This is a genomic window from Nocardia speluncae NBRC 108251 (assembly GCF_001613245.1).
In the GTDB taxonomy this organism is placed as follows: Bacteria; Actinomycetota; Actinomycetes; order Mycobacteriales; family Mycobacteriaceae; genus Nocardia; species Nocardia speluncae.
This window is the reverse complement of the sequence record NZ_BDBZ01000034.1, coordinates 88,510-112,202: the sequence shown is the minus strand read 5'-3', so window position 1 is coordinate 112,202 and position 23,693 is coordinate 88,510. Positions and strand designations below refer to the sequence as shown.

16 protein-coding genes and 1 pseudogene are annotated in these 23,693 nt (G+C 66.3%); 7 read left to right on the top strand and 10 right to left on the bottom strand.

What is annotated here, in order from left to right; all coding sequences use genetic code 11:
• The 4 genes and pseudogenes from NS6_RS35250 to NS6_RS24910 all read left to right on the top strand — a co-directional run.
• Positions 1 to 1,507: pseudogene (locus NS6_RS35250) on the top strand (hypothetical protein); the annotation flags it as partial.
• A gap of 300 nt (positions 1,508 to 1,807) precedes the next feature.
• Positions 1,808 to 3,019 (top strand): acetyl-CoA C-acetyltransferase, encoded by a 1,212-nt coding sequence (locus NS6_RS24920; RefSeq protein WP_068046161.1) that lies wholly within the window; start codon positions 1,808 to 1,810, stop codon positions 3,017 to 3,019.
• Positions 3,020 to 3,061: 42 nt separating this feature from the next.
• Entirely contained in the window at positions 3,062 to 5,212 is a 2,151-nt protein-coding gene (locus tag NS6_RS24915; protein ID WP_068046158.1) for a 3-hydroxyacyl-CoA dehydrogenase NAD-binding domain-containing protein, read from the top strand.
• Between the two features lie 864 nt (positions 5,213 to 6,076).
• The gene (locus NS6_RS24910; RefSeq protein WP_245669497.1) at positions 6,077 to 9,709 is read left to right on the top strand and encodes a protein kinase domain-containing protein; all 3,633 of its coding nucleotides are present in this window, start codon (positions 6,077 to 6,079) and stop codon (positions 9,707 to 9,709) included.
• A gap of 34 nt (positions 9,710 to 9,743) precedes the next feature.
• Here NS6_RS24910 and NS6_RS24905 read toward each other — a convergent pair whose 3' ends face one another.
• From NS6_RS24905 to NS6_RS24885, 5 genes are all read right to left on the bottom strand, one after another.
• Positions 9,744 to 10,172 (bottom strand): SRPBCC family protein, encoded by a 429-nt coding sequence (locus NS6_RS24905; protein ID WP_245669495.1) that lies wholly within the window; start codon positions 10,170 to 10,172, stop codon positions 9,744 to 9,746.
• Positions 10,173 to 10,326: 154 nt separating this feature from the next.
• Positions 10,327 to 11,334 (bottom strand): terpene synthase family protein, encoded by a 1,008-nt coding sequence (locus tag NS6_RS24900; protein WP_157112927.1) that lies wholly within the window; start codon positions 11,332 to 11,334, stop codon positions 10,327 to 10,329.
• 68 nt (positions 11,335 to 11,402) lie between these two features.
• Positions 11,403 to 12,791 (bottom strand): cytochrome P450, encoded by a 1,389-nt coding sequence (locus NS6_RS24895; protein ID WP_068046149.1) that lies wholly within the window; start codon positions 12,789 to 12,791, stop codon positions 11,403 to 11,405.
• Positions 12,792 to 13,330: 539 nt separating this feature from the next.
• Positions 13,331 to 14,647 (bottom strand): class I SAM-dependent methyltransferase, encoded by a 1,317-nt coding sequence (locus NS6_RS24890; RefSeq protein WP_068046147.1) that lies wholly within the window; start codon positions 14,645 to 14,647, stop codon positions 13,331 to 13,333.
• Positions 14,644 to 16,080, bottom strand: a complete 1,437-nt coding sequence (locus NS6_RS24885) for an FAD-binding oxidoreductase (protein ID WP_068046144.1) — start codon at positions 16,078 to 16,080, stop codon at positions 14,644 to 14,646. The genes NS6_RS24890 and NS6_RS24885 overlap by 4 nt, the downstream gene beginning before the upstream one ends.
• Before the next feature lie 354 nt (positions 16,081 to 16,434).
• Here NS6_RS24885 and NS6_RS24880 point away from each other — a divergent pair, with 354 nt between their 5' ends.
• Entirely contained in the window at positions 16,435 to 16,869 is a 435-nt protein-coding gene (locus tag NS6_RS24880) for an SRPBCC family protein (RefSeq protein WP_068046139.1), read from the top strand.
• A gap of 125 nt (positions 16,870 to 16,994) precedes the next feature.
• Here the strand turns inward: NS6_RS24880 and NS6_RS24875 are convergent, their stop codons facing one another.
• Positions 16,995 to 17,348, bottom strand: a complete 354-nt coding sequence (locus tag NS6_RS24875; protein WP_068046136.1) for a VOC family protein — start codon at positions 17,346 to 17,348, stop codon at positions 16,995 to 16,997.
• Positions 17,349 to 17,600: 252 nt separating this feature from the next.
• Between NS6_RS24875 and NS6_RS24870 the strand changes: the two genes are divergently transcribed.
• The gene (locus NS6_RS24870) at positions 17,601 to 17,933 is read left to right on the top strand and encodes a YbaB/EbfC family nucleoid-associated protein (protein ID WP_068046133.1); all 333 of its coding nucleotides are present in this window, start codon (positions 17,601 to 17,603) and stop codon (positions 17,931 to 17,933) included.
• Positions 17,934 to 17,952: 19 nt separating this feature from the next.
• On the top strand, positions 17,953 to 18,561 hold the full coding sequence (recR, locus tag NS6_RS24865) for a recombination mediator RecR (protein ID WP_068046131.1): 609 nt from the start codon (positions 17,953 to 17,955) through the stop codon (positions 18,559 to 18,561).
• 198 nt (positions 18,562 to 18,759) lie between these two features.
• Here recR and NS6_RS24860 read toward each other — a convergent pair whose 3' ends face one another.
• The 4 genes from NS6_RS24860 to NS6_RS24845 all read right to left on the bottom strand — a co-directional run bounded on the left by NS6_RS24860 (position 18,760) and on the right by NS6_RS24845 (position 23,478).
• Positions 18,760 to 19,401 (bottom strand): hypothetical protein, encoded by a 642-nt coding sequence (locus NS6_RS24860; RefSeq protein WP_068046128.1) that lies wholly within the window; start codon positions 19,399 to 19,401, stop codon positions 18,760 to 18,762.
• A gap of 67 nt (positions 19,402 to 19,468) precedes the next feature.
• Entirely contained in the window at positions 19,469 to 20,179 is a 711-nt protein-coding gene (locus NS6_RS24855; protein ID WP_068046125.1) for a type 1 glutamine amidotransferase, read from the bottom strand.
• Positions 20,176 to 21,414, bottom strand: a complete 1,239-nt coding sequence (locus NS6_RS24850; protein ID WP_084471383.1) for a Mur ligase family protein — start codon at positions 21,412 to 21,414, stop codon at positions 20,176 to 20,178. Before NS6_RS24850 ends, NS6_RS24855 begins: the two co-directional genes overlap by 4 nt.
• A gap of 255 nt (positions 21,415 to 21,669) precedes the next feature.
• Positions 21,670 to 23,478, bottom strand: coding sequence for a hydroxysqualene dehydroxylase (locus tag NS6_RS24845; protein ID WP_084471382.1), 1,809 nt, complete (start codon positions 23,476 to 23,478; stop codon positions 21,670 to 21,672).
• Positions 23,479 to 23,693: the final 215 nt, after the last annotated feature.

Here is a 23,693-nt window from a genome sequence, read left to right as displayed (position 1 = left end):
GGCGGACCCGGCCCGCCGGCGCGGGGCCGAAGCGCTGGCGGCACTGCGCGGGTCCAAGACGGCGTCCACACCTGGCGGTTCCGCCGGTGACACCCCGCAGGTCGCCCACACCACCGACTCCGCTCCACGATCGGCGGAATCGGATCCGCGGAACAAAGCAGCCGAGGGTTCGGCCGATGCGACGGTTGCACCGGCCGGAGGCGGCTCGGACCGCGCACCTGCGGCGGGCCCCGACAATGCGAGCAGTGCGGATACGCGGCAGGTGACCGGCGCGGACAATGGAGCTCGTCGGCCGGTGGAGACCGGCGCGGACGAGCGTGCGGGTGCTCAGGCAGCGCCCGGTGGACAGGATCGTGCGAAGACCGGCGCCGGTGAGCAGGACCCGGCGGGAGCGCAGGGATCTGCTGATGATCGGGATCGTCCGGCGGGGGAAGAAGCCGGCGCCGATCGGGTGGGGCCCCAGGCAGCGCCCGGCACCCGGGATCGTGCGAACGCCGACACAGCCGAGGCCGACCGTGCGGGCGCACAGGCGTCCGGTGATGTGCATGATCAGGAACGTGCGACGGGGTCCGGCGCGGATCGTTCCGGGGCGGATCAGGGCGACACCCGCCGTCCCGATATCGAATCGACTGCGCCCGCCGAGCCCGCCGGAGCGCATACCGATGCCGAACTGCTGGCTGCCGTCGAGGCCGCCTGGGCCGAGATCAAGGTGAAGGTCCGCGATTTCGGGCCGACCATCGGCGCGATGCTCACCTCGGGCGCATCGGTCGCCGGAGTGGAGCAGGGCGAGATCGTCCTCGCCCACCACGCGGCCCTGGTGCAGCGGTTGTCCCAGCCCCAGTCGGTGGGGGCAGTCCGGTCGGCAGTCGCCGCGGTGCTCGGCCATGAGTATCCGGTGCGTTGGGTAGTGGCCGGTCAGCAGGTTTCGCGGGGCCCCGGGGGGCGGGAGCGGGGCGGCCGGCGGTCTGGTGATGCCGATTCCGGTGATTCCGAAGGGGGGCGTCGAGGCGGTCCGCACCGAACGCGGACGGGCCGGCCCGGCGCCGGTGACAGCGAATCCGCCCAGGGGGAGACGGCCACCGGGCGTGTTGCGGAAGCCGCCGGTGCCGCGGGAACCGTGCAGACCGTTGCCGGCAGCGGGGAGCCGAACCGTGCAGCAGGTGCATCCGGCAAGCCGGCCCTCCGGTTCTCCCGGCCCAGTCAGGCCCGTGGTGCCGCGGCAGCCGGAGAACCCGGTGCGGCGGGCCCCGGAAATTCCGGCCGGGGTGGCGCCGGGAATCCCGATGACGACATACCGCCGCCGGACTTTCCGGACCTTCCGGACGACCCGGGGCCGGACGATTACGGTTACGGATCCGGTGTCGTTGCGCCCTCCACACCGGAGGAGGAGCGGGAGATGCTTGCCGATGCCGCCCGGCCGGTCGATCCGGGGCAGCGGCGCGATCCGGACGAGGTCGCTCTGCAATTGCTGGCGAGTGAGCTGGGCGCCACCCCGTTGAATGGTTGACAAGCACCGGTTCGACCACGTTAAGTTAACCGGAGTTCGCGTCCGGCGGTACTATGGGCGGGTGGCTGCGGACTTCCGCGAGGCGAGGTTCTATGGTGGGCCCTGACGAGCGGGCCGCCGGATACCCGTCCGCTGGTTCGTGCCGTGGTTTGTACAGCGTATGCCCGCGTGGGTTCTCCGGCCCGCCGACGCTATGCCAACTGAATACGGACGGTCGGTCGAACGGCCGGTCGGCGAGGTAACTCGCGTCTGCTCCGCCAGGTGCGGGCGGGCGTATTCCTAGGAAGGAAACACTCCGATATGACCACAGAGGCCTACATCTACGAGGCCATCCGTACCCCGCGCGGCCGCAACAAGAAGGGGTCGCTGCACTCGGTCAAGCCGATCGATCTCACCACCGGCCTGGTGCAGGAGCTGCGCAACCGTTTCCCGAACCTCGACGAGGACCGGATTTCGGACCTGATCCTCGGTGTCGTCTCCCCGGTCGGTGACCAGGGCTCCGATATCGCCCGCACCACCGTGCTCACTGCCGGCCTGCCCGAAACCGTCGGCGGTTTCCAGCTCAACCGCTTCTGCGCCTCGGGCCTGGAAGCCGTGAACCTCGGTGCCCAGAAGGTTCGCTCCGGCTTCGACGACCTGGTCATCGCCGGTGGCGTCGAATCCATGTCGCGCGTGCCGATGGGCTCCGACGGTGGCGCCTGGATGCTCGACCCGGCCACCAACTACGACACCTACGTCGTACCGCAGGGCATCAGCGCCGACCTGATCGCCAGCATCGAGGGCTTCTCCCGGGACGATGTCGACGCCTACGCGGTGCGTTCGCAGGACCTGGCCGCCAAGGCGACCACCGGCGGCTACTTCGCCAAATCCATCGTCCCCGTGAAGGACCTCAACGGCCTGACCGTGCTGGACCGCGATGAGCACATGCGGCCCGGCACCACCGTGGAGGATCTGGCCAAACTGAATCCCTCATTCGCCGGTCTCGGTGAAATGGGCGGCTTCGACGCGGTGGCGCTGCAGAAGTACCACTTCGTGGAGAAGATCAACCACGTTCACCACGGCGGCAACAGCTCCGGCATCGTCGACGGTGCCGCGCTGGTGCTCATCGGCAGCGAAGAGGCCGGTAAGGCCTCGGGCCTGACCCCGCGCGCCCGCGTCGTCGCGACCGCCACCAGCGGCGCCGACAGCACCATCATGCTCACCGGCCCCACCCCGGCGGCGAAGAAGGTGCTGGCCAAGGCGGGCCTGACGATGGACGATATCGACCTGTTCGAGATCAACGAGGCCTTCGCCTCGGTCGTGCTGAAGTTCCAGAAGGATCTGCAGATCCCGGACGAGAAGCTGAACGTCAACGGCGGTGCCATCGCCATGGGCCATCCGCTGGGTGCCACCGGCGCCATGATCACCGGCACCATGGTCGACGAATTGGAGCGCCGCGGCGCCCGTCGCGCCCTCGTCACGCTGTGCATCGGCGGCGGCATGGGCGTGGCCACCATCATCGAGCGCGTCTGACCCTCCCCAATCGACTCGGATTCACAAGGAGATAGAAAAACCGTGAGCGAAGCCAACATGATCGGTTGGGAGAAGGATTCGGACGGCATCGTCGTACTGACGATGGACGACCCGAACCAGGGCGCCAACACGATGAACAGCCTCTACAAGAAGTCGATGACCGAGACGATCGACCGGCTGGAGGCCGAGAAGGACGACATCACCGGTGTCGTGCTGACTTCCGCGAAGAAGACCTTCTTCGCCGGTGGCGATCTGAAGAACATGATGCAGGTCGGCCCGGACAACGGTCCGGAGCTGATGGCGGAACTGAGCGAGATCAAGTCGGCACTGCGCCGGCTGGAGACCCTCGGCAAGCCCGTCGTGGCCGCCATCAACGGCGCCGCGCTGGGCGGTGGCCTGGAAATCGCGCTGGCGACCCATCACCGGGTCGCGGCCGATATCCCCGGCGTCGTGATCGGCCTGCCCGAGGCCACCCTCGGTCTGCTGCCTGCCGGCGGCGGCATCATCCGCACCGTGCGCATGCTCGGCCTGCAGAACGCGCTCATGGGCGTGCTGTTGCAGGGCCAGCGCAACAAGCCGGCCAAGGCCAAGGAGATCGGTCTGGTCGACGAGCTGGTCGGCTCGATCGACGAACTGGTGCCCGCCGCCAAGGCGTGGATCAAGGCCAACCCCGAGGGTGGCGTGCAGCCGTGGGACAAGAAGGGCTTCAAGATTCCGGGCGGCACCCCCGCCAGCCCGGCGTTCGCCGCCCAGCTCCCCGCCTTCCCCGCCAACCTGCGCAAACAGCTCAAGGGCGCCAATATGCCCGCCCCGCGCGCCATCATGGCCGCGGCGGTCGAGGGTTCGCAGGTCGGCATCGACGATGCCTCGCTGATCGAGTCCCGTTACTTCGTGCACCTGCTCACCGGGCCGGTCGCGAAGAACATGATCCAGGCGTTCTTCTTCGACCTGCAGACCATCAACAACGGTGGTTCGCGGCCGAACGATGTGCCCAAGCGGGAGATCAAGAAGGTCGGCGTTCTCGGTGCGGGCATGATGGGTGCCGGTATCGCCTACGTATCCGCAAAGGCCGGCTACGAGGTCGTGCTGAAGGACGTCACCATCGAGGCGGCCGAGCGCGGTAAGGGGTACTCGGAGAAGATCGAGGCCAAGGCGCTGTCCCGCGGCAAGACCACCGAGGAGAAGTCCAAAGCGCTGCTCGACCGGATCAAGCCGTCCGCCGATGCCGCCGATTTCGAGGGCGTCGACTTCGTGATCGAGGCGGTCTTCGAGAGCACCGAGCTCAAGCACAAGGTGTTCCAGGAGATCGAGGACGTCGTGGCCCCGGACGCGCTGCTGGGCTCCAACACCTCCACCCTGCCGATCACCGGCCTGGCCGCCGGTGTCAAGCGCGAGCAGGACTTCATCGGGATCCACTTCTTCTCGCCGGTCGACAAGATGCCGCTGGTCGAGATCATCAAGGGTGAGAAGACCTCCGACGAGGCCCTGGCCCGGGTGTTCGATTACACCCTCGCCATCAAGAAGACCCCGATCGTCGTCAACGACAGCCGCGGCTTCTTCACCTCCCGCGTGATCGGCACCTTCGTCAACGAGGCGATCGCCATGCTGGGTGAGGGCATCGAGCCCGCCACCATCGAGCAGGCCGGTTCGCAGGCGGGCTACCCGGCCCCGCCGTTGCAGCTGACCGATGAGCTGAACATGAAGCTCATGCAGAAGATCGCCAAGGAGACGGAAGAGGCTGCCAAAGCCGGCGACGCCGCCATGGGCAAAGAACGGCACCCCGCCGTCGACGTGGTCAATTACATGGTCGAGCAGGGCCGCCCGGGGCGTCTCGAGAAGGCCGGTTTCTACGAGTACGACGAAAACGGCAAGCGTCTCAACATCTGGCCGCAGCTGCGCGAGCATTTCAAGACCACGACCGGTTTCGGCGTGCCGCTGCAGGACCTGATCGACCGCATGCTGTTCATCGAGGCCATCGAAACCCAGAAGTGCTTCGACGAAGGCGTGCTCGAGTCCACCGCGGACGCGAACATCGGCTCGATCTTCGGTATCGGGTACCCGGCCTGGACCGGTGGCGTGCACCAGTTCATCGTCGGTTACCCCGGCGGCCAGGCTGCCTTCGTGGCCCGCGCCGACGAACTGGCGAAGAAGTACGGCAAGCGTTTCGAGGCCCCGGCCTCGCTGCGAAAGTAGTCCCGTTCCGGACGGATGGTCCGGAATGTTCGGTCGGCACAGCCCGCCCCACCTCGACTGTGGGGCGGGCTGTGTTTTTTCGGCGTCGCCCACACCTCGAAGCTCGCTGGACCCCGGACTACTCCGTGCACGCCGGGGCCGGCGGGCGGCACGCCGTAGAGTCTTTCGGTGCGCTCGGCGTGTTGGTGGATGCGTCCAGTTGGCGGTGCATCGAAATCATTTGGGAGTTCTGCCCGGAATCGGCAACAGTGAGGCGGGCCCCGCCGATAAATCTATGTGGGGCCTCAGGCGTGCGGACGGTGATGCCTGTTTGTTGTCGGATACCGGGGATATACCTTTATCAGCCGACTGGCCCGGCGGCCCCCCGGTAGGTGCGCCGCCGAGGGGTGATCGCGACGGCGCGGGTGCGTGCAGAACTGCACACAGACCTTCGCCGACCAGCATGTTCAGCGGTTGCGCGGGGCAGTGAACGCCCTGCTGAGAACTCAACACGCGAGCAAGGAGGAAAGCCGCGCATCCTGGTATTGCGCGCGCTACGTTGGAAGTGGATACCGGAACGGCGCCGCGGCGGCGTACTCCACCGCAGCCGGTTCGTTACGAGTGCGAGGTGGTGAGATGATTCCACGAACGCGTTCGGGCCCGTCGGGCCGCGAATCGGAAGACCCCTACGCCACGTCCACCGCCGATCCGGAAAGCGCTGGGGTGGAAAGCGGTAGGTCCGACCAGGGGGCTTCAAAACCGGCGGTGCATCCGGGTCCCGAGGAGGAACCCCGGGAATCCGATGGTGCCGCGCCGCGCAGTACCGAGTCCGGCAGCGATTCCCCCAGCGTCGCCGAGCCCGACCGTGGTGGCCCCGAGCCCACCATGGCTGTTCCAGGGCCTGGACCGGAGGCCCCGGCCGCCGGATCGGAGCGCATCGTCGAAGACCTGGCCGCCATGGGGCTGACCGAGGCGCAGGAGGTCGGCCGCGGCGGCTTCGGCGTCGTATACCGGTGTGTGCAGCGGGCACTGGACCGGGTTGTCGCGGTGAAGGTGCTGTCGTCGGATCTGGACCCGGAGAGCCGGGAACGGTTCCTGCGTGAGGAGCACGCCATGGGCCGGCTGTCCGGGCATCCGAATATCGTCGACATCCTGCAGGTGGATGTAACGGCCGGCGGCCTGCCGTTCATCGTGATGCCGTTCGCCACGCACGGGTCGCTCGAACGTCTCGTCCATGATCTGGGCCCGTTGAGCTGGTCCGATACCCTCCGTGCCGGAGTGAAACTGGCCGGTGCCATAGAGAGCGCACACCGGACCAGGATCCTGCACCGCGATGTGAAACCGGCCAATGTGCTGCTCAGTTCCTACGGCGAACCGCAGCTCACCGATTTCGGGATAGCCCGGATGCCCGGCGGTTTCCGCACTTCGGACAGTCAGATCACCGGTTCTCCGGCGTTCACTGCACCCGAGGTACTCAAGGGCGAGGAGCCTACCGTCCAATCCGATGTGTACGGCCTCGGCGCGACATTGTTCGCTCTGCTCACCGGGCATGCGGCGTTCGAGCGGCAGGCCGGCGAGCGGGTGGTCGCACAATTCCTGCGGATCACCACACAACCGGTACCCGATCTCCGTGAACAGGACATACCCGCCGATGTGGCCGGCGTGATCGAAGAGGCGATGGCACAGGACCCGCGGGACCGTCCGGCGTCCGCCTTCGAGTTCGGTGAGATGTTGCGGGAGGTGCAGATAGCGCACGGGCAGGTCCCGGACGATATGGCACTACTGGACCCGGAGATCACCGCGGTGGAGATGGGGCCGCCGGCGCACGCCCGGCAGCCGCCCGCGGTGACCGCCCGCCGCAGCTGGCCCCTGCTGCCGCCGACGGCCTCCGGCTGGATGAGTGGCACCGGCTCGCGTGCCGGTAGGGCCGTCGGCGAGACCGGTCCGCGCGGCAGCACTTCCGGCCGGCGTGGAGTTGTGGAGGGCGCACGGCCGCGATCGCCTGCCACCCTGCCGCCGAGTCCGGCCACGAAGTTCCGGCCACCGACACCACCCCGGGAACCGGTCCGCCGGCCACGGCTGCTGGAGATCCTGCGCACCGGTGTGGAACGCCGGCTCACCGTGATCCATGCTCCCGCCGGTTTCGGCAAGAGCGTGCTGGCGGCGCAGTGGCGCGACGAGCTGGAGGGACTCGGACTGCCGGTCGCCTGGATCGGGATCGACAGCGGCGACGACCACGAGGTCTGGTTCCTCGCCCATCTCATCGAAGCCATTCACCGGGTGCGTCCCGATATCGGGGCAGGGTTGGGGCAGATGCTCGAGGAGCGGCCCGCGGATTCGATCACCATCGCGGTATCCAGCCTGATCACCGAACTACACACCAGCGACGATCCGGTGGTGGTGATCATCGACGATTGGCATCGGCTGTCCGACCCCGGCGCGAAACGGGTGCTGTCGAGTCTGCTGGACAGCGGCTGCCACCATCTGCGGCTCGTGGTGACCAGTCGGGACCCTTCGGAACTTCCCATCGGCCGGATGCGGATGAACGACGAACTGGTGCAGGTCGATTCCGCGCAGCTGCGGCTCACCCGCGCCGAGGTCGGGGAGATTCTGGTGCGCCGCAACGGTTTCGCTCTCGACGATGAACAGCTGGACCGGCTGTACACCGCCACGGATGGCTGGCCCGCCGCGATCCAGCTGATCAGTCTCGCGCTGCGCGACGATCCCGATCCGGCTGTCCTGCTGGAACGCCTGTCCGAGGGCGGGCACGGTATCCGCGAATATCTGGCCGAGAACGTGCTGGACGCCCTCGAACCCGAGATGCTCGACTTCCTGGCCGTGATTGCGGTGGCCGAGCAGGTGAACGGTTCGCTGGCCATCGCGCTCACCGGAAACTCCGAGGCGCCGCGGTTGCTGGAGCAAGCCGAGCGGCGCGAGCTGTTCGTGCGGCGCGCCGATGACGAACCGGAGTGGTTCCAGATGCAGCCGTTGTTCGCCGAGTATCTGCGTGCCCGCCTGGACCGGACGGACCCGGGCCGGGTGAAAAACCTGCACCGCCGCGCCGCGAGGTGGTACGCCGAACACCAGCTGTTGCGCCGCGCGGTGGACCATTCGCTGGCCGGGACCGATTTCAAGACGGCGCTGGATCTGCTCGAGAACGGCGGAATGGATTTGATCGACGGTTCGCGGGTCGCGACACTGCTCGGTTCGGTGTCCAAACTTCCCGTCCAGCAGGTGGCCTCGCGTTCGAAGCTGCTGATGGCGGTCGCGCGGGCCAATGTGAACCTCCAGCAGTCCACCGCGGCCCGCTCGGCGCTGAATCGGCTGTCGAACGTGCTGTCCCGGAGCCCGGAGGGCGACGGGGAGGTGCGCAAACAGCGCTGCCAGGCCGATGTACTCGCCGCAGCAGACGAGATCTCGCACGACCGCTCCGCGGGCGTACTCGAACTGGTCGCCGAATCGCTGCGCCATCCCGGTGAACTGCCCGCTTGGACGGTCGCCACGGCAGCCAATATCCACGCCTACGTGCAGATTTCCGAATTCGACTATCGGGGCGCGAGCGAAATGTTGGAGTGGGCGCGACCGTATCAGGAACGGTCCCGGGAGCCGCTCGGTGAGATCTTCGCCTGGTGCGGTCGCGGCCTCATCGCCTACGAGCAGCTGGATATCGCGGTGGCGTCGAGTGCCTACCGGCAGGCTTACAAAACGGCTCGGATACGGTCCGGTCCGCGTTCGCACGGGGTCCGGACCGCCGCCGGGCTGCTGGGAGAACTCGAGTACCGGCGCGGTGATCTGCTCGGCGCCGAGGAACTGTTCGACGAGTCCTACCAGCTGGTCGCGCGGGTCGGGCCGATCGAATCCCTGATCGCCACCATCGTGACCGGCGCCCGGGTGAAGGCACTACTCGGGGATCTACCGGCGGCCGCGGTGCGGCTGGGCGAGGGCGCGCGGATCGCCGCGGACCATCAACTGGTCCGGCTGGCCGCGCAGATCCGGGCCGAGCAGTACCGGCTGGGCATTGTCGCGCCCGATCGTGCCCCGGAAAGCACCGCGGCCGTCGCCGGCAACCTTCTCGAACCTCGCCGCGAACCCGAACCCCCCGTGGTGCCGTCGGTCCTGGATATGGAGGCACGCGAGATCGCCACCATCCGGGCACTGCTGGCCGGCGGTGCCCGGCAGGAACACGAACGTGCGGCCCGGCATGCGCGGGCACTTCAAAGCCGCACACGGGAGCAGGGGCGCCCCCGCGCCGACCTGGACCTCTCGCTGCTGCTCGCCGAATCTCTGGCCGCCGCCGGCTGGGTCGGCGAGGCCGCGGCGCTGCTGGCGCCGGTGGTCGCCACCTGCGCCGAACTCGGCTGGACCCGGCCGCTGCTCGATGCGGGACCGGCGGTGCTCGAGATCCTGCGGGTTCTGCGCGACGATCTGCCGGTGTCCACCCCGGACGGGACGGACACGGTTCGCACGCTGGGTGAGAACCGTGTCCCCATCCGTTTCCTGGACGAACTGCTGAGCTGATCCGGCGCGGCGGGACCGTGAACGGACAGGTCGGTTATGTCACCGGCAGTCGAACGAGATGGTCGCGGAGGTTGGCGATGAACTCGGTATAGATACCGGTGAAAACAGCGTTCATCTCCTCGACCTGCGCTGCCTCACAGTCGAATTCGCCGAACCACTCGATGAAGGTCCGATTCGTATCGGTAACAGGCAGAACGTGCACCGTTCCCCGATACGACCGCACCGGGAACGGAAGCTCATCGTCACCGAATTGGTAGGAGTAACGACGGCCGGGATCATCGTAAGCAACCAGCCGCTCGCCTACGACACGTCCATCGACAAGCGTGACGCGGCGAACCGAACCGACACCGTCACCGCCTTCAGGCTTCGAAGTGGCGATCATCGTCACCCACTCCGCCAGTCCGTGAAAGTCACCCAGCACCGACCATACCTTCTCCGCCGGTGCATCCAAGATGGAACTCACATACGACAGACTCATAAATCACCATTCCAGTTTTGTAGATGAGGTGGCGGTCACTTCGACCGAATCACTCGGTCGAATACACGACATGGTCGTTGCCGCAGTGCTGCCGGGCCGAATCGTTCACTATGCGGTGAAATCGGCGTTTCTGTCTGTCTCACAGCAGATCCTCGGTGAATGCCGGTGGCTGCCTCGGCTGCGCCCGATCCATTTGAGACAGACGGCCATCAGCTCGCAAATAGTGGATCGGTACGTACATCGACCAGTCGTACCAGGCGCCGAGAGCCAGTTCGATCCGATCCTGTTCAGCGGCAGAACATTTGCGCGCCGCCCTGCGCACTTCATCTCGGCGACGGGGTAGATCGCGAACCAGTTCCACTATCTCGCCGGTCACCGAATCGATTGCCGTGCGGCGGTCGAGGCCATCGGAATTCTGCCGGATCAGGACATAGTTGTTGGGATCGCGATTGGCCGCATCGTGGTCGACACCCAGTACATCGTTGGTCCATGTCGTGAAGTCGTTGAGGCCGTCGGCATACCGGCAACAGGCAGGGTCGTTTCGAATCGATCCCGGTATCCCGGTGCCTTCACACGCTTCGATGATATCGAAAACCATGTCTGCTGCCCCTGCGCGCCGGCGGACCTCCTTGAACTCGGCCGGCGCGGGGAAATCGTCACTCGACCGATAGGTGTTTTCCTGTCCTTGCGCGGCGAAGACCTGCTCGGCGTGTGCGACGTACCGGGACCACCACTCGTCCGATACGTGCGGAGTGGTGCGGCGGCACAGTTCCGCGACAGCTGCCGGCAGGTCCCGGCCCGGTGCCGAGCCATCCGTACCACGTGTCCGGAGCACGTGCCGGAGTTCCTCCTGCAACGCGACGAAGTCCTCGGTTCTCCCCGTCAGAACAGCCAAGTCTTGTTGATCGTCCAGCAAGAAGTAGTAGGTGAACCACTGGGAGAAAAGGGCCAGACGCTCCAGCGGAGCGGTGGTGCATCCGTAGGCGAGCAGGTGTGTGTAGCCGAGGCGATCGAACAACTGCTGCCGATCGGAATTTCCGAGCAAACCGTAGTCGTTCGCCCAGTTCCGAGTCAGCGTATGCGCTTGTTCGGCGTGGGGATTGAACAAACCGGATACTTCATCGGCCGAAACGCCGAATGAGTCCATGATACTCGACCACATCTCTGAAATGGATTCATTCTGCGGTGGTTCCACCGCACCGGAAACCGAATTCATCACACCGCACATCCTTCGGTTCGGCTCGACGACCTCGCGACAGCGCGCATACGCAATCCCTTCGGTCTGATGACCGCCGCCACGGCGGGACGAACCTGCTGATCGAGAACAGGTTGAAGTTGCCAGCGCGCGGCGATGGCGGCCAGAGCGAGGGTGGCTTCGGCAATGGCGAAGGTGTCTCCGATACATTTGCGCGCACCACCCCCGAAGGGGATGTAGGCGTGGCGCGCAATCGTTCCGGCCCGATCCGGTAGCCATCGGTCCGGGTCGAAACGTTCCGGGTCGTCGTACAGGCCGGGATGGTGGTGCAGGAGATACGCGCTGTACACGATGGTGGTTCCGGCCGGAACCACATGATCGCCCAGGTGTGTATCGGTGGAGACCATCCGAGTGAACATCCATCCAGCCGGCCACAAGCGCAGCGTTTCGGTGATGATCCGGCGAGTGAACTCCAGCCGGGGTAGATCGGCATGGGTCACCGGCCGGCCGGCCAGCGCTTCGTCTACCTCTGCCTGTAGTCGTTCGCGGAGGTGGGGATGCTCGGCCAGGAGGTGGAATGCCCAGGCCAGGGTCGAGGCAGTGGTGTCCGTTCCGACGAAGAAGAAGGATACGGCCTGATCGAGTATCTCGCTGTCGCTCAAACCATGTCGATCGAGCTCACCGTCGCGGGCGGACAGCAACGCGGACAGCAGGTCGCCGTGGTCGGCTCGGTCGGTGTGGTCCGCGCGTCGAGTGGCAATGGCCTCCTGGAGAGTCCCTCGGAGGCGGGCGCGGGCCCGCCGGTAGCGGCGAAGCCTCGGAGTAGGAAGTTTGCCGAGCGGCGGCGGCAACAGCATCTGCTCGACGATGCCGGAAAGCACAGTGGTGAGATCGTCGAGTGCGCGTCGGCGGATCGTGGGTGGTAACGCCTCGCTGAACATCGTGGCAGCGGTCGTAGCCGAGGTGATCGCCGTCATTTCGGCCAGCACGTCCAATTCCTGGCCATCGCGCCATGAATCTGTTGTCTCATCGATCAGATCGGTCATGGTCCGGGCGTAGCCGGGCAGGCGACCAGGGTGAAATGCAGGCTGGACCAGACGCCGTTGTCGCCGGTGCAGGGCATGCGGACACGTCCCGAGACCGTCGCCGAACACCTCCCGCGCGCGTTCGATGAACAGACCACCCTTATCGAAAAGGCGGTCGTGACTCAGTACCTGCCAGGTTAACTCGGGATCGCACACAACCACGGCGCGAGCCGGTCCGACCTGAATTCGGACCAGGTCTCCGTGGGCCGGCAGTGAACGGAAGAACGCCAACGGGTCGCGCAGGAGTAACGGAATATGTCCCGCGAGTGGCCATTTTCCCGGTGCGGTAGGAAGCGTGGCAGGAACTGTGGTCGAAATTTGCATAAACCCAATTCGATTCGAGTGGAACATAGAACCGGTCGGCTGCGGATGAAGGGGTCGATCCCAGCTTGTGCGACCGGACATTAGCACGTCGAATTGCAGGAGCCGCCCGGTGAATTTTTCACTGCTGGGAATGAGAATGCGTGAAGTATATTCGTGTGCCGAAGCAACTGAGCCCGGCCGATCGCACACCTATTTGTCTGCGCCGCAATCGGTCCGAGGCCGTTGCCGACGCTTCGGTGTGCCCGAGCACCTGGGCCGGGTATCACCGCGTGATCGGCGGGATCGCACAGGTATTCCAGGCCTGTGTCGGTAATGGTCGCAGGCACCGGATCCTCGGGAACAAGGAGTCGGCCATGTCCAGCCCCGTTCGGCCGGCGAGAAGCGTCGTGGGCGCCCGCGGGCCTCGTCGACCAGAAGTGCAGTGCTCTGAACACGTCACGCGCTGACCGTGTTACGGCGACACGCCGGCGCCGGCGCCGATGAACAGCACGGTGCCCCGGGTATCGGCGGACACCACCCGGGGCACCGAGGACCACTCGTCAGGGCTGCCACCAGGGCCGTAGTGGTACCTCCGGCACACCGGAGCTGCTCAGCTTGACACCGAGTACCTGGTGCAACTGCACCACATTGCGCTCGAAACCCAGCCGGCTGCCCGCCATGTACAGGCCCCACACCTTCGCGGTGCCTTCGCCGGCTTCGGCGACACAGGCATCCCAGTTGGCCACCAGGTTCTTGCACCATTCTGTGAGGGTCAGCGCGTAGTGCTCGCGCAGGTTCTCCTCGTGCACAACCTCGAGTCCGGCATTCTGGATATCGCTGATGATGCGGCCCGAGCCGATGAGTTCCCCGTCGGGGAAGACATAGCGGTCGATGAAGTCCCCGGCCTTCGTGGTGCGTGTGTTGTCCGGCCGGGTGATGCAGTGGTTCAGGAACAAGCCGCCGTCACGCAGTTTGCTCTGGATGAACCGGAAATAGGACGGATAGTTGTGGACCCCGATATGTTCGGTGAGACCGATCGAGGAGAGCGCGTCGAACTGGCCCTCGGGCACATCGCGGTAATCCGAATACCGCACCTCGGCGAGATCACCCAGTCCTTCTTCCGCGATCTTCTTCTGCGCCCACGCGGCCTGCTCGGCCGAGAGGGTCGCGCCGATGACGCGGACTCCACGCTTGGCGGCGTAACGCACCATGCCACCCCAGCCGCAGCCGATATCGAGCAGCCGGTCGCCCTCCTTCAGCCGGAGCTTCTCGAAGACCAGCCGGTACTTGTTCTCCTGCGCCTGTTCCAGCGTCCAATCCCGTTCGCCGTAGCACGCGCAGGTGTAGGTCATGGAAGGACCCAGCACGTACTCGTAGAAGGCGTTCGAGACGTCGTAGTGATGGTGGATGACCTCGGCATCCCGGGCTTTGGAATGCCGCAGACCCTCCATCGCGATCCGGCGCCACCGCGGTACCGTCTCCTGGGGCGGCGGCGGTACCGGGCGCAACCGCTCCCAGCCCAGCGAGCGGGCGATCGCCACCAGCGAAAGCGCCGACGGACGTTTGAACTTCAGGTCCGTCATCGCCGCAAGGATCTCGTAGGGATCGCCGGGGTGCACACCCGCGGCGTCCATATCCCCGGCGATGTAGGCGCGGGCCAGGCCGAGATCGCCCGGCGCGTTGGCGAGATAGTTGATGCCGCGCGGATTGCGGATCTCCAGCGCGAAATCGGAATCCACCGGGCCGGTGGTGCTGCCGTCGTAGGCGGTCAGCTTGATGGGAACATCGCCGTCGACCAAGGTCTCGACAACTTCGGCGATACTGAGCCTGGCGCCCAGATCCGCAAAAGCATCGGATCTGTCTTTGAATGTCGTCATCTGCGTTGCACCGCCTTCGAATACAGATCCAGCAGGCGCTGGTCGGGATCGTAGCGTTTCTTCAATTCTTTGTATCTCTCACCGCCGTACAGGGCGGCAAACTCCTCGGGTTCGTAATATGAATCCGAGTACAGGGATTTGTGTCCGTCGAATTCTGTGACGGTTTTCTCGATGGCACGATTTGCCGCGCCATCTATCCGGCCGGGCGATTTCGGCACCGCCGACCAGAAGCCTATGTTCACGTAGGTGCGACCGGTCCGTAGCGGATACAGCGGCCACGGCTGGGTTCCGGTCGCGGCGCCGGTATCGCGCAGCCGCAGCGGGCACAGCCAAACGGGTTCGATGGGGATTTCGCGCAGGAACCATTCCATGAAATCCGCGGTGCGTTCCACCGGGACCTCGATATCCTGCACCACGCGCTCCTGCGGTGGATTACCTTTACGTGCCTCGAGTTTGTCGCCGATGTTGTGGCGGTGATCGAGGGCGATCAGTTTCCAGTAGAAACTGCTGCGGCGGTATCGTTTCGGCCAGTAGCGGCGGATCTTCGGGTTCTGTGTACCGAACGCGCGTGAGCACCAGAACCAGTCGGTATCCCAGCGCCACAGGTAATCGTGGATGGTGAGACGGTCCCGTTTCGGCTCCGGACCGTCGTGCTGGATGGACCGGTAGTAGATATCCATATCGGTGTAATCGCCGACCGGACCCGGTTCGTCGGTCTGCCGGCCCAGCGTCAGATAGCTCTCCCCGGCGCTGAAGACCACACCGTCGAGGTAGTCGACCGGTTCCCCGTCGTGGCTGCGCTCCAGCACGATCCGGTCCAGCGCGGCCTCGAGTTCGCGCAGATCGTGGAACCGCAGATGCCGCAACGCCACATACGGGGGCACCGATTCCAATTCGATCTTCAAGCGGGTGGTGTAACCCAGGGTGCCGTACGAGTTCGGGAATCCGCGGAACAGATCGGCATCCGGGCCGTCCGGTGTGATGGTGACGATTTCTCCCGCCCCGGTGAGCACGTCCATCTCCAGTACCGATTCGTGCGGCAGGCCGCTCCGGAAGGAACTGGATTCGATCCCGAGCCCGGTTACCGCGCCACCCAAGGTGATCGTCTTGAGCTGCGGCACCACCAGCGGGGCCAGCCCGTAGGGCAGGGTTGCGGCCACCAGATCCTCGTAGGTGGTCATTCCCGCGACCTCGGCGGTTTTCGCCCGCGGGTCCACCTCGATTACGCGGGTCAGCCCCGAGACATCCAGTCCCGGTGCGGTGTTCTTCGCCCGCGCCCGGAACAGGTTGGAGGTCTTCTTGGCCAATCGCACATCGGCATCGGCCGGGATCGCACGGTAGCTCGCGAGCAGGCGGTCGACACCTGCCCGATATGCGGCGAACCCGGATTCATATGCGGCCGGACCGTGGCCGGCCTTCCCCAACAGACTCATTGCCACGTCTAGACGCTAGCCCTACATGGTCTTGGTCGGCCAGCGCAGGGGTATGATCAAGATTGAAATGTCACATATTTGTGTCATTAGGCGCGGGGGCGCGGGGAGGTTTCGGCCGCGTGGTCGACCCAAAACCTTCAAGGTGTCGTGCTGAACGCGGCGTCGCTGTTCGGTGCGTGCGGTTCTGGGGCCCGAATCGACCGTTGTGTTATCCAATGTGCAGCCGTTTCGGGCGAGTTTGTTAATTGGTCGGCTTTATGACATTTGTCCGTAATTGCCGGGCTGGCGGGACGGGTTCGGCGGACGCAGGGCAGGATGGGGTTGTCAGAACCCACCCGTATAAGGAGTGTTCAAGTGGGACAGGTCAAGGCCGGCAGTTCGATCGAGGTCGGGGCGGATCCGCAGCGCACGCTGGCGGCCATCACCGACTACACGGAGATGCGGCCGAAGATTCTCTCCGCGCACTATCGCGACTACAAGGTGGTGGAGGGCGGCCAGGGCGACGGCACCGTGGCCGAGTGGACCCTACAGGCCACCGAGAAACGAGTCCGCAATATCCGCGCCCAGGTGTCCGTCGCCGATACCGTCGTCACCGAGAAGGACGCCAACTCCACACTGGTCAACACCTGGAAGGTCACCCCGTCCGGTGCGGGTTCGACCGTGACTCTGGAAACCACCTGGCAGGGCGCAGGTGGAATCGCCGGCATCTTCGAGGGCATTTTCGCCCCGCTGGGGCTGCGCAAGATCCAGGCCGAGGTGCTGGCCAACCTGAACCGCGAACTCGGCTGAGACTGCCGATCCCGCCGCAGGTGGCAGGCACGGATGAACCGTGACCGTCGCCCGCGGCGGGCCGGCCGGTGGCTGCGGAGCAGCTCCGCCATCGATGGCGGTCGAGGCGAAGAACTGTTCCCGGCTCAGGAATGGGTGGCGATATCGAACAGATTGCCCTCCGGATCGGCCAGCGTGGCCCACTGGAAGCCGTGCTCGGCGAAATCACCGATATGCTGCGCGCCCAGCGCCACGGCCCGCTCGACCTCGGCCGCCAGATCGGTGGCCATGAGATCCAGGTGGATCGAATTCTTGCCCGGAGTCCGATCCGGCACCTGCAGGAAAAACAGCGGTGGTGTCATCCCGGATTCGCGGCCGACGGTGGCGACGAATTCGCTGGCTTCCGGGTCGACCGGATGGTCGAGCAGGCGCGCGTAGAAACCCGCCAGTGCGGCGGCATCCGCGCAGTCGTACGTGGTGGCGGCAATCGTCGGTGCCATGATTCTCCCTGCCCTCGACTGAATGATTGCCCGCATCATTCACCGGCCCACCGACAAGAATCGGCCGATCCGCGAACGTACGGCGTAGTGGGATCTTCACTTCGCGCCGGCCGTGCGCGGATCGCGGACTACACCGGTCGCGCGGAGACCAGTGCCCGGCCGGCGTGCCGGCATGTTCCTGCGCATGGCCTGAGCGAACGCAGAGGTGCGCCTACTAGGCTGAATCACGACTCGTCCGTAGAGAGGAATGCCGTGCAGCCCGATGGTCAGTTCGATATGCAGCAGTTGCTCCAGCAGGCCCAGCAGATGCAGGAGCAGATGATGGCGGCGCAGGCCGAGATCGCTGCTGCCGAGGTCGAGGGGCAGGCGGGAAACGGCCTGGTCAAGGTGACGATCAAAGCGACAGGTGAAGTGTTGTCGCTCGATATCGACCCCAAGGCGGTGGATCCTGAGGATGTGGAGACGTTGCAGGATCTGGTGATCGGCGCGATCAACCAGGCGATGGCCAACGCCCAGCAGCTGGCGGCCGAGCGGCTGGGTCCGCTCGCCGGCGGCGGTGGTGCGCCGGGCCTGCCCGGCTTCTGAGCCGTCCCGGAGAATCGCGGTGTACGAGGGTCCGGTTCAGGATCTCATCGACGAGCTGGGCAAGTTACCGGGCGTCGGTCCCAAGAGCGCCCAGCGGATCGCCTTCCACCTGCTACAGGTGGAACCACCGGAGATCGATCGGTTACAGGCGGTGCTGCAGAAGATCCGCGACGGTGTGCGGTTCTGCGCGCAGTGCGGCACCGTCGCCGACGGCGAACTGTGCCGGATCTGCGCGGACCCGCGCCGGGACCGCAGCATGATCTGTGTGGTCGAGGAGCCCAAGGACGTTCCGGCCATCGAACGCACCCGCGAATTCCGGGGCCGCTACCACGTGCTGGGCGGTGCATTGGACCCGCTGAGCGGTGTGGGGCCCGAGCAGTTGCGGATCCGGGAGCTCCTCACCCGGATCGGTAACCAGGACGACGGTGTGGATGTCACCGAGGTCGTCATCGCCACCGACCCGAATACCGAAGGCGAGGCCACCGCGACCTACTTGGTGCGGATGCTGCGCGATTTCCCAGGTCTCACCGTCACGCGTCTGGCTTCCGGCCTCCCCATGGGCGGCGACCTGGAGTTCGCCGACGAACTGACCCTCGGCCGCGCTTTCTCCGGCCGCCGCGCGCTGTAATTGGCGCCGCCTCCGGCGGCACGGGGTTTCGGCCCCCTCGACGGGCCGAAACCTTTCAGGGCCTCGCTGAACTCGACGCCGCCGTTGGTGACGTTCGGTTCGGGGTGGGCGGCGGTTGGGCATGTTCGGCCACATCGGCGGCCGGCTTCGCTGTTTCGGGTGCTGTGGGCACGCAGGTCTGGCCGGGTGTGCCTGCGGTTACATTTCCAGATGTTCCCAGGACAGTCGGCCGAGCCGGTCGTGGTTGCGGCGGGTCCAGTCCCAGATCAGCTCGGCCACGGTGTCCGCGCCCGTGACCTGTGTGGTGAAATGCCGGTCGGGTGTGCCGTCGCGGTATTCGAGGGTGAAATCCTGCGCCGAATTCCGATAGGTCTGGATATAGACCTGCGGTTCCCGTTCCACGATGAGATACGGATTCGGATCGGCCAATTCGCGAATCCAGAAATGGGCAAGGGTTTCGGTCAGGTACGGGAATTCCCCCGCGCCTCCGTGTGTAACGGTGACGGGGATATGCCCGGCCGGGTCGATCAGCCAGGCCAGCTGCGGGTCGTAGACCGCATAGTTGCGCGGTGTGGCCAGTTCGAACACCAGATTTCGGACGAATCCGATCGCATCGTAGGGACTGGCGATATGCAGCGCAGCCCCGTACGGCACCCCGCCGACGGGCGCGCTCAGAAAACTGTCCGCCTCCGGAAGTTCGGTATTGCGGTTGTTCAACTCGGCCGCCAGCGCCGCCACCGCGGACGTTTCCGCCCGCCCCTCCTGCGTAGCGAAATACGCATCCACCTCGGCAGGTGTAGCGGCGACTCCGGACGGCAGCAGCATATGGTCGTAGCTCACTCACACAGTGTCTACGGCGCACCGCCGAGCACTGGTTCCGCCCCCGACTCCACCGGAGCGGACGCAATCACGCACGTAGCCGTTCACGGCGCAGCCGGTCTACCTCTGGTAGGTCCAGGGGCGGTAGCGAGTCCACGCCGAGGGCCCGGCAGAGCAGGTGGTCGGCGAGTTCGGGATTGCGGGCCAGGGCGGGGCCGTGCATGTAGGTGCCGAGGACCGAACCCTGCACCACACCTTCCAGGCCATCGCCGACACCGTTGCCGACACCACGGGACACCCGTGCGAGGCCGGTGGCGCCGGGCCCGAGGGTGGTACCGCCGCGGTGGTTCTCGAAACCGGTGAGCGGGGCGGACAGTCCGGGCAGCAGTGGCGTGGTGGTCACCTCGCCGATCGCGCGGGTGAGTTGCGGGGTGGTGGTGGCGTCCAGCAGTCCGACTCCCTCTACGCGTTCGCCGCTGGAGGTTTCGTACCACTGGCCGAGTACCTGGATCGCCGCGCAGATGGCCAGTACCGGGGCACCGCGACCGGCCGCTGTTTGCAGGCCCGGGTAGCGCAGCAGGTGGCGCGTCGCCAGGCGCTGAGCGGAATCCTCGGCGCCGCCGAGGGTGTAGATGTCCAGCGAGTCCGGGACAGGGTCGGGCAGGTCGATCTCCACGATTTCGGCGTCGATATCGCGCCACCGCAGCCGTTGCCGCAGTACTACCGCGTTGCCGCCGTCGCCGTAGGTGCCCATCACATCGGGTAGTACCAGCCCGATCCGGACGGTCGATTCGCTCATTGTGTGCGCTCCCGGAGGTCACGGTTCAGATCGCGGAACGCCGTGTAATTGGCCAGTACTTCGACCTGCCCTGCCGGGCAGGAAGCGATCGCGCGGACCGGGTCCGGCACGGTGGTGTGCGCGACCCCGGCGTAGGTCAGGCGCACCGCCAGATCGGTCGCACGCTCCCCGGCGGCGACGACGTGGACGTCCTCGAAATGCTCGAATCGCACATCCCACAGCCACGACAGGTCCTCCCCGTCGGGGACCTGCCCGTTCACCGCGATCACCAGGCCCGCGGCGCTGTGGTCGATCATCGACAGCGCTTCCTGCCAACCGGCCGGGTTCTTGGCGAGCAGCAGCCGGGCAGCATGCTCGCCGACCTGCACGGTGCGGTACCGGCCCGCGATCTCCTGCACGGTGCCCGTGGCTGCGCACGCCTGCTCCACCTCGGCCCCCATGGCCACGGCCACGGCTACCGCCTGGGCGGCGTTACCCCGGTTTGCGCGGCCGGGCAGGGCCAGTCGCAACGGCAGCCGGATACCGTCGGGCCCGCAGAGTTTGTCCCCGTCGAGCCACCAATCCGGTTGCGGTCGAGCGAAATCGGTGCCGGTGCTGTGCCAGTGCGGGCCCTCCCACAGAATGGGTTCGCCGCTGCGCGGGCAACTGGTGGCGTCCATCGCCCAGCCGCTCCCGGCCGCGACCCAGATGACATGGGGATGGTCGTAGGCGATCGAGGTGATCAGCACATCGTCGCAATTGGCGATGACGATCGTGTCCGGATGCCGGGCCAGGCCGGAGCGCAGGCGGCGTTCGATCATATTTATCTCACCGACCCGGTCCAGCTGGTCGCGGCTGAGGTTCAGCAGGACGACCGCCTCGGGTTTCAGCGCATCCGTGACGTGCGGCAGATGTAGTTCGTCCACCTCGATGGCGGCCAGCGGTGCGTCGCGGTGGACGTTGAGCGCCGAGACGATCCCGGCATCCATATTGGCGCCGTCGGCCTGGGTGGCGACTTCACCGAGGGTACTCAGTGCGGCGGTGGTCATCCGGGTGGTGGTGGATTTGCCGTTGGTGCCGGTGATCAGCACGGTGCGGCGACCGCGGCCGAGCTGCTTCATGATTTGAGGATCGATGCGCAGGGCGAGCAGGCCGCCGATCATCGAACCGTTGCCACGGCCCGCCTTGCGCGATGCCCACGCCGCCGCGTCGGCCACTGTGAGGGCTGTTCGCCCGCGCACCGAGATATCTGCCACGTCGGGCAGTCTAATGATCCGCGCCGCTCGCTCTCATCCGGCGCGGGTGAGTTCACGCCCTGGTGACAATGAGGGCCCACGGTGATCGGAGGCCCGCGCAGCTCTGCCGCAGGAGCGCTCCGGCTGCCCGGCTCCGGGCCGGCAGTTCGCCCGGTCGCGATCGCCGAATTCGCCGGGTCGCCCCGGCCCTTGCACGGAGGTAAGGGCGCACCGCTGGGGCGGCCCTTGTCTCTCTGGAGACGGCGCGGTCCGGTTTCAGAACTGGATATCGAACCGGTTCGGGCGCCCGGCGGCATAGTCGGCGGTGTCGGCCTGACGAAGCGGCTCGAGTTCGACAGCCCGGTAAAGGGTGTAGGTGCGGCAGCGTGGCGCATCCGATCCGGTGACGTCGAGCAGCGCGTTCACTGCCGACCGGGCGGATTCGTTGGCGCCCTCCATGGTTGCCAGGTCGATATTCGTGCGCACATAGTCGCCCGCCAGGAAGAGATTTTCGACTCCGCCGTGCGGTTCGGGGCGTGCATCCCACGAGCCGGCGGTGTTGATGAGCAGCGGGTCGGCGTTGCTGTTTTCACCGCGATCGGCGTGCCAGGTGATACCGGGGTCGAGGAACCACGAATGCAGATCGGTGTCGCGGAGCAGTTCTTCGCGATCGTTGAGATGGGCGAGGATCTGCGCCCACGTTTCCTTCGCGATTTCCTCGTGTGTGCACTCCTTGGCGGTTTTGCCGAACAATATCCCAGGGGTGTTCCAGTCGGAGATATCCACGGAGAGGCAGTCCTGTACTGTCCCGTCGCCGTATTCGGGCAGTTTGCGCGCCCAGAGGGCGTTCTGGGCGATCGAGGTGAGCGACCAGGGCGAGTCGATATAGGCACTGTGCCCGCTGCCGAGCGCGGCACCGCGGCGCAGGTAGAACTGGATTCCGGTCATCCAGTCGGTGTAGAGCGCGCTCATCTTCGCCAGTGCGGGCCAGGCGGTGAGGATATCGGCGCTCCACAGGTCGCGGGCGCGTTCCGCGGGAAGTGCGACCACGAAATGATCCGCCGTCACCGTTTCGGTGCCGCGGTTTGCGGTGACGATCCGGGCGCCGGTGATCCGCCGGTCGGTGATATCGAGTCCGCGGACCTCGGCCCCGACCTCGAACCGCACTCCGAGATCGCGCAGCAGCGTCACCCAGGGGTCGATCCAGGCGCTGTTGGTGGGGCCGTTCAGCACTCGGTCCAGGTCTCCGTCGAAGCCGATCTTCAGCGGATTACCGAGGAACTGCTCACCCATCGTGCCGATGGTCCGCACACTGGCCAGCTCGTCTTTGGCCGCGACCAGCAGGCTGGTCAGAGTGCGCGAAACCAGCGCCCGGAACTCGTGCGATCGTTCGTGGCCGCCCACGAAATCGAGCCAGGAGGTCCGCTCCCACTGTCCCAGGCGGCGCGCATCGCAGCTGGTGTAGAACACCAGCAGCCGGTTGGCGAAGAACAGCCCCTCCTGGGGCGGCATCTTCAGCATGGTGGAGATCACCGAGGAGAGGCTTTCCCGCATACCGTCGGCGGTCACGGTGGACAGATCCCCGAATTTCATCGAGACGCGGATATCGTCGCCGCCGGCCCTCGAGAAGCGGGCGTCGGGCGCCGTCACCAGGTTGTCCCATACCCCGTGGCGGTTGGCGGCGAACGGGATCCGCCGCATGGTGTCGGGGACGTGCCGGTAGAAACCGGGGAAGAAGCGGAAACCGTGTTCGCCGGGCAGGTCGGGACGCCCGCCGCCGCCGGTGCCGGGTACGCCCATACTGCGGGCCTTGCCACCGAGCGCCCGGCGTTCGTAGACGGTGACTTCGTATCCGCGTTCGGCGAGTTCGTGGGCCGCGGTGAGTCCGGCGACCCCGCCGCCCAGCACGGCGACCCGGGTTTTCGCGGCACCGGCCGATCGGATGGGTAGTGTCGCCGCGGCGGCGGCGCCGGCTCCGGCGGCCGCCGCCCGGAGCGCGGTGCGCCGGGAAATCCCCCCGACTCCGGTGGTCCGCTGATCAGAAACCGTTGCGGTACCCGTGGCGGGCCACCGATGCTGTGCCATTGTGTCCACTACTCGATCCGGATTGCTGTCGCGATTGCGCCATACTCTAATGGGATGCGCTGTCCACGGCGCACCGACCGAGTGGAATTCGGTGCTACCGGAGCGCGTGTTCGGCGGGACGCCCGGAGTCCGTGGCCCCTACCGCCCCGGTTACCCTGCCGCTGTATCGGAGCGCGGAGGCGTCCGGCTTCGGCGCCGGGCCGGCTCCCGGCGGC

What these genes read in the sequence shown, in the direction of transcription:
- NS6_RS24920 (WP_068046161.1), top strand. Translation starts at nt 1,808, where the DNA reads ATGACCACAGAGGCCTACATCTACGAGGCCATCCGTACCCCGCGCGGC.
- NS6_RS24910 (WP_245669497.1), top strand. Translation starts at nt 6,077, where the DNA reads ATGGCTGTTCCAGGGCCTGGACCGGAGGCCCCGGCCGCCGGATCGGAG.
- NS6_RS24900 (WP_157112927.1), bottom strand. Translation starts at nt 11,334, where the DNA reads ATGGACTCATTCGGCGTTTCGGCCGATGAAGTATCCGGTTTGTTCAAT.
- NS6_RS24895 (WP_068046149.1), bottom strand. Translation starts at nt 12,791, where the DNA reads ATGCAAATTTCGACCACAGTTCCTGCCACGCTTCCTACCGCACCGGGA.
- NS6_RS24890 (WP_068046147.1), bottom strand. Translation starts at nt 14,647, where the DNA reads ATGACGACATTCAAAGACAGATCCGATGCTTTTGCGGATCTGGGCGCC.
- NS6_RS24885 (WP_068046144.1), bottom strand. Translation starts at nt 16,080, where the DNA reads ATGAGTCTGTTGGGGAAGGCCGGCCACGGTCCGGCCGCATATGAATCC.
- NS6_RS24875 (WP_068046136.1), bottom strand. Translation starts at nt 17,348, where the DNA reads ATGGCACCGACGATTGCCGCCACCACGTACGACTGCGCGGATGCCGCC.
- NS6_RS24855 (WP_068046125.1), bottom strand. Translation starts at nt 20,179, where the DNA reads ATGAGCGAATCGACCGTCCGGATCGGGCTGGTACTACCCGATGTGATG.
- NS6_RS24845 (WP_084471382.1), bottom strand. Translation starts at nt 23,478, where the DNA reads ATGGCACAGCATCGGTGGCCCGCCACGGGTACCGCAACGGTTTCTGAT.